Annotated in this window: 5 protein-coding genes and 1 pseudogene; 5 read left to right on the top strand and 1 reads right to left on the bottom strand. The window is 72.0% G+C overall.

Translation table 11 applies throughout. The annotated features are described in order from the left end of the window. The 3 genes and pseudogenes from L7D48_RS13405 to L7D48_RS13395 form a co-directional block, all read left to right on the top strand. A pseudogene (locus L7D48_RS13405) lies at positions 1-254 on the top strand (phosphotransferase family protein); the annotation flags it as partial. A 6-nt stretch (positions 255-260) separates the two neighbouring features. Then, the gene (locus tag L7D48_RS13400; RefSeq protein ID WP_237879655.1) at positions 261-1487 is read left to right on the top strand and encodes an acyl-CoA dehydrogenase family protein; all 1227 of its coding nucleotides are present in this window, start codon (positions 261-263) and stop codon (positions 1485-1487) included. 76 nt (positions 1488-1563) lie between these two features. Beyond that, positions 1564-3054 carry an ATP-binding protein gene (locus L7D48_RS13395; protein WP_237879654.1) on the top strand — a complete coding sequence of 497 codons (1491 nt, stop codon included), beginning with the start codon at positions 1564-1566 and terminating at the stop codon, positions 3052-3054. 74 nt (positions 3055-3128) lie between these two features. On the opposite strand, the gene L7D48_RS13390 is transcribed toward L7D48_RS13395, so the two are convergent. Continuing rightward, positions 3129-3941 carry a nucleotidyltransferase domain-containing protein gene (locus L7D48_RS13390; protein ID WP_237879653.1) on the bottom strand — a complete coding sequence of 271 codons (813 nt, stop codon included), beginning with the start codon at positions 3939-3941 and terminating at the stop codon, positions 3129-3131. Positions 3942-4062: 121 nt separating this feature from the next. On the opposite strand from L7D48_RS13390, the gene L7D48_RS13385 reads away from it, so the two are divergent. Further along, entirely contained in the window at positions 4063-4464 is a 402-nt protein-coding gene (locus L7D48_RS13385; RefSeq protein ID WP_237879652.1) for a hypothetical protein, read from the top strand. Positions 4465-4554: 90 nt separating this feature from the next. After that, positions 4555-5328 carry a hypothetical protein gene (locus tag L7D48_RS13380; protein WP_237879651.1) on the top strand — a complete coding sequence of 258 codons (774 nt, stop codon included), beginning with the start codon at positions 4555-4557 and terminating at the stop codon, positions 5326-5328. Positions 5329-5377: the final 49 nt, after the last annotated feature.

Genomic DNA, 5377 nt, shown 5'->3' with positions numbered 1-5377 from the left:
TCGCCACCACCCGCGAGGCCCCCGGCCACCCCGACGCGCGGGAACTGGTCGAGCGGTACGCCTCCTCGTCGGGCCGCGACGTCTCCGGCATCGCCTGGTACACGGCGTTCGCCTACTTCAAGCTCGCCGTGATCCTGGAGGGCATCCACTACCGCTACACCCTCGGGCAGACCGTCGGCGCGGGCTTCGACCGCATCGGCGCACTCGTCCCCCTCTTCGTCTCAGAAGGCCTCACCACCCTGCAGGAAGGCTGATCCGCCATGGACTTCGGATTCGACGCACGCACCGAGGAGCTCCGCGAGAAGCTGCTGGCCTTCATGGACGAGCACGTCTACCCGGCGGAGGCCGTGGCCGAGGAGCAGCGGGCGGCGCTGGACTCGCCGTGGAGCACCCCGCCGGTGGTTCGGGAGCTGAAGGCCGCCGCCCGCGAGCGCGGCCTGTGGAACCTCTTCCTGCCCGACGCCGAGCACGGCGCCGGACTGACCAACCTCCAGTACGCGCCGCTGGCCGAGATCACCGGCCGCAGCCCGCAGCTCGCCCCGACCGCCACCAACTGCGCCGCGCCCGACACCGGCAACATGGAGGTGCTGGCCCAGTTCGGCAGCGCCGAGCAGCGCGAGCGGTGGCTGAAGCCGCTGCTGGCCGGGGAGATCCGGTCGGCCTTCGCCATGACCGAGCCGGAGGTCGCCTCCTCCGACGCCACCAACATCGAGACCCGCATCCGGCGCGAGGGCGACGAGTACGTCATCACCGGCCGCAAGTGGTACATCTCCGGGGCGATGAACCCCGACTGCGCGGTCTTCATCGTGATGGGCAAGACCGACCCGGACGGCGAGGACATCCGCCGCCAGCAGTCGATGGTGCTGGTCCCGCGCGACACCCCGGGCGTCGAGGTGCGCCGCGCGATGACGGTCTACGGCTACGAGGACCACTGGCACGGCGGCCACGCCGAGGTCCTCTTCCACGACGTGCGGGTGCCGGTGGCCAACCTGATCGGTGAGGAGGGCGGCGGCTTCGCCATAGCCCAGGCCCGCCTGGGACCTGGCCGCATCCACCACTGCATGCGGCTGATCGGCATGGCCGAGCGGGCGATCGAGCTGATGTGCCGCCGCGCCAACGCCCGTACCGCCTTCGGCAGGCCGCTGGCCGCGCAGGGCGTCGTCCAGCAGTGGATCGCCGACGCGCGGGTGTCGGTGGAGCAGTTGCGGCTGCTGGTGCTCAAGACGGCATGGCTGATGGACACCGTCGGCAACCGGGGCGCGCACACCGAGATCCAGGCCATCAAGATCGCGGTGCCGCGCGAGGTCGTGGGCATCCTGGACCGCGCGGTGCAGCTGCACGGCGCGGGCGGCGTCAGCCAGGACTTCCCGCTGGCCGAGCTGTGGGCCGGCGCCCGCACCCTCCAGCTCGCCGACGGCCCGGACGAGGTCCACCAGCGTTCCCTGGCCCGCCGCGAGCTGAAGCGCTTCGCGCCTGCTCAGGCCTGAGTCCCCGCGCCCGGAGGGCGCGCGAGGGTGTTAGGACTACACTTCTAAGGAGTGTAGTCCTAACACCTGGAGCGAGATGCCCCGCCCGAATCTCCCCGCCAAACCGCCCCATGTCTTCGGCCGGGACGCCGAATGGGACGGCCTCGCGGCCTTCGCGGCCCGCCCGCTGCCGCACGCCATGCTCGGTGTCGTCAGCGGCCGGCGGCGCATGGGCAAGACGTATCTGCTGCGCGCCCTCGTGGAGCGGCGGGGCGGTTTCTACTTCGGGGCCACGACCGCGACCGCCGCCGAGTCGCTGCGCCAGTTCGGCGCCGCCCTGGCCGAGTACACCGGCTCCCCGGCCCCGTTCTCCTTCGCCACCTGGGACGACGCGATCTCCTACCTGTTCGCTCTGGCCCTGCCCCAGCGCGGCGAGGGGCCGGTGCTCGTGGTGATCGACGAGTTCCCCTACCTGGTGAAGACGGCTCCGGAGCTCCCCTCCTTGATCCAGCGGGAGATCGACCGCTTCCAGGTGCGGGAGAGCCGGATGCGGCTGCTGCTGTGCGGCTCGGCGATGTCCGTCATGGGCGGGCTGCTGGCGAGCACCGCCCCCCTGCGCGGCCGAGCCCAACTGGAGCTGGTCGTGAGGCCCTTCGGATACCGGGAGGCGGCGGACTTCTGGGGCGTGGCGGACGAGCCCGCTCTCGCGGCCCGGCTCCACGCCGTCCTCGGCGGCACGCCCGCGTACCGGCGGCAGTTCCTGGCGGACGACGTCCCCGGCAGCCTGGAGGAGTTCGACGACTGGCTCTGCCGTACCGTCCTCTCCCCCCTCAGCCCGCTCTTCCGGGAGGCCCGGTACCTGCTGGCCGAGGAGGCGGACATCCGCGACACCGCGCTCTACCACTCGGTCCTCGCCGCGGTGGCCCAGGGCAACACCTCCCGGGGCGCGATCGCGGGTTACATCGGCCGCAAGTCGGTGGACATCTCCCACCCCCTCCACGTCCTGGAGGACAGCCATCTGCTGGTCCGCGAGGCGGACGTCTTCCGGGCCGGGAAGTCGCACTACCGCATCAGCGAACCGCTGATCACCTTCTACGAGGCCGTGATGCGCCCCTCCTGGGCGCGGCTGGAGAGCGGCCAGGCGGCACAGGTGTGGGAACGGTCGGCCGAACGCTTCGCCTCCCAGGTGGCCGGACCGCACTTCGAGGCGGTGTGCCGCGAGTACGTGCTCGGCCCGGGACAGGCCCTGCTCGACTCCTTCCCCGGGCAGGTGGGCAGCGGCATCGTCACCGACCCGGCGGCGCGCAGGCAGATCGAGATCGACGTGGCAGCGGTCGAACCGGGATCGGGAGCGGGCAGACCGTCGGTGGCCCTGCTCGGCGAGGCCAAGTGGGGCACGGTCATGGGCGTGAGGCACCTGGAGAGGCTCAGGCGGGCCCGGGAGATCCTCACCGAGCGGGGCACGGCGGAAACCGATGGGTGCCGGCTGGCCTGCTTCAGCGGTGCGGGCTTCAGCGACGCCCTGCGCACCGAGGCGGCACGCGACGGCGACGTCCTGCTCATCGGCCTGGAGGATCTGTACGCCTGAACGGTGCGGCGGTCCGCCGGGACTTCGGCGGGTTGCCCGCGGCGCGCGGGCCCCGCACTCGGGGGCAGGCGCTGTCACCCGGTGCGGTTCCTCAGCGCGGCGACGGTCTCCTCGACCAGTGCCCGTGCCTCGGCCACCGTCGCCGCCAGCGACTCCGGGGTCTCGCCGGGCGCCCCCAGCAGGCGGCGGACTCGCGGGCCGAAGCCGGCCGGCGCGGCCGGCAGTGTCTCGGCGACGGCCAGCGCGCCCTTCTCGTTGAGGCACCAGCGCCGGTCCTCGGCGAACACCGCATGCACCAGCACACCGACCGCCCGGGACAGGCAGAGCGAGACGTAGAGCGTGTCCGCCCCTGCCGCGCCCTTCGCCGCGGCACCGACCAGGAACTCCGCCTCCCAGGCCGCCGCGGTCAACGCCTCTCGCAGCGGCTCGGGGTAGACCGCGGTCCTGCACCGGAGGTCCGCCAACTCGCCGGACGGATCGGCCAGTACCCGGCCGAGCGCCACCTCGCCCGCATAGCACGGCGACCAGAAACCGAGCGGGTGCCCGGCCCGTACGCCCACCTCGTACCGGCCCTCGCGGCAGTCCGCCCATACCCGCTCGACCCGGTCCAGGTCCCGCAGGATCCAGTCCACCGCCGCACCGTCGACGCGCAGCCACGCACCGCCGTTCACCCAGGGTCCCCAGCCGCCCGGGCCGGCCACCTCCGCCCCGGGACCGGCCAGCGCGCGCAGTGCGGCGAGATCGAGAGCGCCCCGGTAGTAGACGCCGAGGTCCCAGTCCGATCCGGGCCTGTGCTCCCCGCGTGCCCGGCTGCCGCCGAGCATCACCCCGACCACACCCGGCACCTCGGCCAGACGGCCCGCCATGTCCTCGATGATCCTCCGCATGGAGCGAGTCTGGCAGCCGGCGACATGCCGGGCCGACGGCTGACGCTCATCACGTGGCCGGTGTCTCCCGCCGGGACCCACCCTTGACCTCAACCTAACTTTAGGTATGACACTCAAGCGCATGGACACCATGAGCAGCGGCACCATCCTCTTCCGCAACACCATGCGCATCACCGACGGCCACCTCGACGGCTTCCGCCGCGCCATCGCGCAGGCGGTGGCGTTCGCTCAGGAGCACGGCCCCCAGTTGATGGTGGAGGTCTTCATCGACGAGGAGCGGATGCTGGCGCACAGCTTCCAGCTCTACCGCGACTCCGACGCCATCCGCACCCACTGGCGGCTGTCGGACCCGTACATCCGCGAGGTGATGGAGCACTGCACCGTGGAGCGCTTCGAGGCGTTCGGCGAACCGGACCACGACATCGTCGCGGCCCTCAAGACCCCCGGCGGCGAGTCCTTCCCCTTCACCGTCTCGCCCCGCCTCGCCGGCTTCAACCGCCTTGCGGAGTCTGGGCTGGAGTGATTCCCCCGTCTCCTTTCCGGGGCCGGCCCTGATGTCGGTGCGGGCGGGTACGGTGCGACGACACGGATGGGGACGATCCCGGGAGGGGTTTTGGGAGCCAGGACGGGGCTGCTCGTGTACGCCGACGGGGATGTGCCGGACCTTCTGCGGCAGGCGGGGACAACGGACCCGGCACGGACCTCCGCCCTGCTGCGTCGCCTGTATCCGGACCGGGAGATCGAGGAAGGCACGGGCTCAAACCTGCGGGACGGCGTGTACCCGCCGGACGGGAGGGTGTACGCGGCCTGCCGGCCGGGCCTGGAGATCGTCTGCGACCGGGAGGTGATGGTCGACTTCCCGTCACAGCTTCCGGGGCACCTCGTCGCGGCGAGCTCCGACCGGCGGCTCGTCCTACACGCTATGCACAGCGTGGTCGACTGGTTCGCGTTCGCCGTGTGGGAGGACGGGCGTCTCGTCCGCTCCCTGAGCCTGTCGCCGGACGACGGGATCATCGAGAACATCGGCGAACCGCTCCCCTTCGAACTGCCCTACTGGGCCGGGAACCGCCCCGCCGACGTCACCCCCTGGCCGGACGAGGAGGAAGAAGAGGAAGAGGAGGAGCCGTACCCGCTGCCCTTCCACCCTCTGGAACTCGGCGAAGACGCACTGCGCGCACTGTGCGGATTCGTCCTGGAGGGGCGCCCCGAACCCGGCGACATCGACGCGGGAGCCGTCGAACTCCACGGTTTCCGCGTGCGGGACGCGGGCGGACCCGGCCCCGCCGAGCAGGAAGCGGAACTGAGGCAGGCGGTGGAGGCCATGGGCCCACCGCGCTTCTACACCATGAACCCCGATGGCTCCCTGACCAAGCACGACAACCCGTAGCCCGCCCCGGCTCACGGCTCGCCTTCCCCCGCCGCCCATGTGCGGCAGG

It is taken from the genome of Streptomyces sp. ICN903 (assembly GCF_022015835.1).
Lineage (GTDB): Bacteria > Actinomycetota > Actinomycetes > Streptomycetales > Streptomycetaceae > Streptomyces > Streptomyces fenghuangensis.
Note: the sequence above shows the minus strand (reverse complement) of the source record. Positions and strands in the feature narration are given on the sequence as shown.